This window comes from Variovorax sp. 20P10.2.4, assembly GCF_058244205.1.
This window is the reverse complement of sequence record NZ_JBZAYE010000757.1, coordinates 1-3,181: the sequence shown is the minus strand read 5'-3', so window position 1 is coordinate 3,181 and position 3,181 is coordinate 1. Positions and strand designations below refer to the sequence as shown.

The following is a 3,181-nucleotide window of genomic DNA, read 5'->3' as shown; positions in this document are numbered from 1 at the left end:
GTGCTGGAAGAAGAGGACGACGAGGAAGAGAACATCGGGATGCATGGCCATGACGGAATCCCCCACTGACACCGGCGCCGAGGCCGAGGCCGAGGCCGAACGCCAGCTGCTGATCGTCGAGGACGACGCGGCCTTCGCGCGCACGCTGGGCCGCTCGTTCGAGCGCCGCGGCTACACCGTGCTGCACGCGAGCAACCTCGAGGACGTCGAGGACCTGCTGCGCCACCATGCGCCGGGCTACGCGGTGGTCGACCTCAAGCTCAACGGCGAGGCCTCGGGCCTGGCCTGCGTGCAGACGCTGCACCGGCACGACGCCAAGACGCTGATCGTGGTGCTGACCGGCTTCGCGAGCATCGCCACCGCGGTCGAGGCGATCAAGCTCGGCGCCTGCCACTACCTGGCCAAGCCCTCGAACACCGACGACATCGAGGCCGCCTTCGGCCGCGCGGTCGGCACCACCGAGGTCGAGCTGACCAACCGCTCGACCTCGATCAAGACCCTCGAATGGGAACGCATCCACGAGACCCTGGCAGAGACCGGCTTCAACATCTCCGAGACCGCGCGCCGGCTCGGCATGCACCGGCGAACGCTCGCGCGCAAGCTCGGCAAGCAGCAGGTCAAGTAGCGGCCCCGGCGGCGCGACATCGAGGAACCCACGGCAAGCACCGACACTCTCTTTTCGGATGACCATGCACCTGACACCGACGCCCGCACCCCTCGCCGCCCCGGCCCGCCGCGCCGCCCCGGTGGTGCGCGACCAGACCACGCTCGAGGAGATCTTCAACGCGCTGAGCCATGGCCTCGGGCTGCTGCTGGCGATCGCCTCGCTGCCGATCCTGGTCTACAGCGCGGCGCAGAAGGGCACCGCGGCCGGCATCGTCGGCGCCAGCCTGTTCGCCGGCACCGCGATCGTGCTGTACCTGATCTCCACGCTCTACCACGCGCTGCCGATGGGCCGCGCCAAGGCCTGGTTCAACCGTTTCGACCATGCCGCGATCTATCTCTTCATCGCGGGCAGCTACATGCCCTTCGTGCTCGGCGTGCTGCGCGGGCCCTGGGGCTGGACGCTGTTCGGTGCGATCTGGGCCGCGGCGGCGCTGGGCGTGGGCGCCAAGCTGTTCGACCGGCTCAAGCATCCGCTGTGGTCCACCGGCCTCTACGTGGCGATGGGCTGGATGGCGCTGATGGCGGCGGTGCCGCTGGTGGAGCGCATGTCGGGCGCGGGCCTGGGCTGGCTGGTGGCCGGCGGCCTGTTCTACACCGCGGGCGCGGTGGTGTTCCTGTTCGATTCCAAGGTGCGCTTCGCCCACTTCGTCTGGCACCTGTTCGTGCTCGCGGGCAGCACCTGCCACTTCTTCGCCGTGCTCTGGCACGCGCACGGCTGAGCTGGCGATTCGGCTTCGGCTTCAGTAGTGCGGCGGCAGCTCGTCGCGCAGGTTGCGCGGCGCGCCGCCCTGTCCCGCCGACTGCACCTGCTCGCGCAGCTGCCCCAACTGGGCCAGCAGGCCGTCGATCTGCTGCTGCTGGCGGTAGACCGTGAGGTTGAGCTGCTCGAGCAGGTCCTCGGCATAGCTGGCCTTGATCTCGAGCGCATCGAGCCGCTCGGTGACGTCGTGGGGCGAATGTTCCATGGTGCTATTGGACAGGAAGACCGGCCGCGGTTTCGTGACGATTCCATGCGGCCGGCCCGGGCCTGCCGCATGGCTCAGCGCCGCACCTTCGCCTCGAGCAGGTCGGCCATGCCGATGCGGTGCGCGAACTCGATGCGCACGCGCTCCGACACCTCGAACACCTCGGCCGCGCCGTCGTTCACGAAGTCGATCACCGGCCGCATCGGCCGCTGGCCCGCGGGCAGGCCCACGATGCGCACGATCTCGTCGGCCACCGCCTGCGGATCGGCGTGCTCGGGCGTCAACGCCGAGAGCTTCGCGCCGATCTGGTCCATCAGCCCGTCGTAGCGGCCATAGGCCGCGGCCGTGGCTGCATCGGCCGGCCTGCCCGCGCTCGGGAAATGGTCGGTGCCGCGCGTGAACGCGCCCGGCACCACGATCGAGGTCTCGATGCCGAAGCGCGCGATCTCGTAGGCCAGGGTCACGGCGAGCGAATCCATCGCCGCCTTGGCCGCGCCGTAGGGGCCCATGAACGGCGGGAAACCGCCCTTGGTGGTGGTGCTGCTGATCCACAGCATCAGGCCCGACTCCTGCCGCCGCAGGTAGGGCAGCACCGCGCGGTTGACGCGCTGCGCACCGAGCACGTTGGTGTCGAACACCTTCACGATCTCCTCGGGCGTGAAGGCCTCGGTCGGGCCGACCACCAGGTGGCCGGCGTTCTGCATCACCACGTCGAGCTGGCCCTGCTCGCGCACGATCGTCGCGGCGGCGGCATCGGCCGAGTCCTGCGACAGCACGTCGAGCTCGAGCGGATGCAACTCGAGCCCCCTGGCCGCCGCCAGCGCGCGCAGTTCGGCCGCGCGCGGCGCGTTGCGTCCCGCGATGTCGCGCATCGAGGCGTAGACGATGTGGCCCGCCTCGGCGAGCGACCGGGCGCTGAGCTTGCCGATGCCGGTGCCGGCGCCCGTGACGAGGATGATCTGCTTGTTCATGAGGGTTCTCCGTCGATGGATGGAAGGAATCAGGCGAGGCCGCCGTTGGCGCGCAGGATCTGGCCGTTGACCCAGCCCGCGTCGGGGCCGGCGAGGAACGAGACCACCGAGGCGATGTCCTTGGGCTGGCCCAGGCGCTGCAGCGGCGGCATCTTGGCGAAGGCCTGGATCTGCTCCTCGGTCTTGCCGTCGAGGAACAGCGAGGTGGCGATCGGGCCCGGCGCGACCGCATTCACCGTCACGTTGCGGCCGCGCAGCTCCTTCGCGAACACGTGCGTGAAGGCTTCGACCGAGGCCTTGGTGGCGTTGTAGATCGCATAGCCGGGCATGTTCAGCGCCAGCGTGGTGCTCGAGAAGTTGACGATGCGGCCGCCCTCGGCGAGGCGCTTGGCGGCCTCGCGCAGCGTGTTGAAGGTGCCGCGCACGTTGATGTCGAAGACCTGGTCGTAGAGCGCGTCGTCGTGCTCGGCCAGCGGCACGGTCTTGAGGATGCCGGCGTTGTTGACCAGCACGTCGACACGGCCGAGCTGCTGCTCGACGGTGTCGAACATGCGGCGCACCTCGTCGGCGCTGGCGACG

General features: G+C 69.7%; 5 protein-coding genes. 2 read left to right on the top strand and 3 right to left on the bottom strand.

Annotated features, from left to right (window positions below):
• Positions 1-49 precede the first annotated feature (49 nt).
• Entirely contained in the window at positions 50-625 is a 576-nt protein-coding gene (locus AC27VN_RS36990) for a response regulator transcription factor (protein ID WP_490879861.1), read from the top strand.
• A 64-nt stretch (positions 626-689) separates the two neighbouring features.
• A complete protein-coding gene (trhA, locus tag AC27VN_RS36985; protein WP_093341249.1) occupies positions 690-1,385 on the top strand; it encodes a PAQR family membrane homeostasis protein TrhA in 696 nt (231 codons plus the stop codon).
• 21 nt (positions 1,386-1,406) lie between these two features.
• Here the strand turns inward: trhA and AC27VN_RS36980 are convergent, their stop codons facing one another.
• From AC27VN_RS36980 to AC27VN_RS36970, 3 genes are all read right to left on the bottom strand, one after another.
• Positions 1,407-1,631 carry a SlyX family protein gene (locus tag AC27VN_RS36980; protein ID WP_490879860.1) on the bottom strand — a complete coding sequence of 75 codons (225 nt, stop codon included), beginning with the start codon at positions 1,629-1,631 and terminating at the stop codon, positions 1,407-1,409.
• Positions 1,632-1,705: 74 nt separating this feature from the next.
• Positions 1,706-2,602, bottom strand: a complete 897-nt coding sequence (locus AC27VN_RS36975) for an SDR family NAD(P)-dependent oxidoreductase (RefSeq protein ID WP_490879859.1) — start codon at positions 2,600-2,602, stop codon at positions 1,706-1,708.
• 29 nt (positions 2,603-2,631) lie between these two features.
• Positions 2,632-3,181 (bottom strand): SDR family oxidoreductase (locus AC27VN_RS36970; protein ID WP_490879858.1); only part of this gene is annotated, 550 nt, incomplete at its 5' end.

What these genes read in the sequence shown, in the direction of transcription:
- AC27VN_RS36975 (WP_490879859.1), bottom strand. Translation starts at nt 2,602, where the DNA reads ATGAACAAGCAGATCATCCTCGTCACGGGCGCCGGCACCGGCATCGGC.
- AC27VN_RS36980 (WP_490879860.1), bottom strand. Translation starts at nt 1,631, where the DNA reads ATGGAACATTCGCCCCACGACGTCACCGAGCGGCTCGATGCGCTCGAG.
- trhA (WP_093341249.1), top strand. Translation starts at nt 690, where the DNA reads ATGCACCTGACACCGACGCCCGCACCCCTCGCCGCCCCGGCCCGCCGC.
- AC27VN_RS36990 (WP_490879861.1), top strand. Translation starts at nt 50, where the DNA reads ATGACGGAATCCCCCACTGACACCGGCGCCGAGGCCGAGGCCGAGGCC.